1 protein-coding gene is annotated in these 683 nt (G+C 50.8%); it reads right to left on the bottom strand.

Annotated features, from left to right (window positions below):
• Window positions 1-11 precede the first annotated feature (11 nt).
• On the bottom strand, window positions 12-683 hold a 672-nt coding region (locus M6G53_RS24950; protein ID WP_253335245.1), incomplete at its 5' end, for an IS3 family transposase.

Genomic DNA, 683 nt, shown 5'->3' with positions numbered 1-683 from the left:
ACGATGTAAATTCAGGCGGCCTTCGTGGCCTGAGTTCGATACTCTACCGGACTCAGGCCTTTTAGTTTCTCTCTGAGGCGGTCATGGTTGTAGTAATCAATGTAGTGCTCTATTTCTTTTGCCAGGTGTTCAACGTTATCAAAGCCTTGTAAGTAATAAAGCTCCGCTTTCAGATGGCCGAAGAAGTTCTCCATCACCGCATTGTCCAGGCAGTTCCCTTTGCGAGACATGCTCTGCTCTATTCCATGCTCCCGTAACTGATGCTGATAAGCCTCCATCCGGTAATGCCAGCCCTGGTCGCTGTGCAGCAGAGGCTTTTCGCCTGGTTTCAGTCTGTATAGCGCCTTGTCCAGCATGGTTTTTACCAGCCTGAATGCCGCTCTGCGCGCCAGTTCATACGCGATGATTTCACCGTTGTACAAGTCAAGAACCGCTGACAGATACAACTTATCTTCCCCCACCTGGAACTCCGTCACATCCGTCACCCACTTTTGATTCGGACACTGGGCGATAAAGTCGCGTTGCAGGAGATTGGGCGCAACCTTACCGATATCTCCCTTATAAGACCGGTACTTCTTACTGCGTACTGGTGACTTCAACTGCAGCGCCGTCATCAGCTTCCGGACGGTTTTATGATTTAACCGATGCCCTTCCTTACGCAGAACACAGGCCACGCGGCGATA

Origin of the sequence: Serratia nevei (assembly GCF_024160145.1) — a bacterium.
In the GTDB taxonomy this organism is placed as follows: domain Bacteria; phylum Pseudomonadota; class Gammaproteobacteria; order Enterobacterales; family Enterobacteriaceae; genus Serratia; species Serratia nevei_A.
This window is presented reverse-complemented; position numbering and strand designations above follow the sequence as displayed.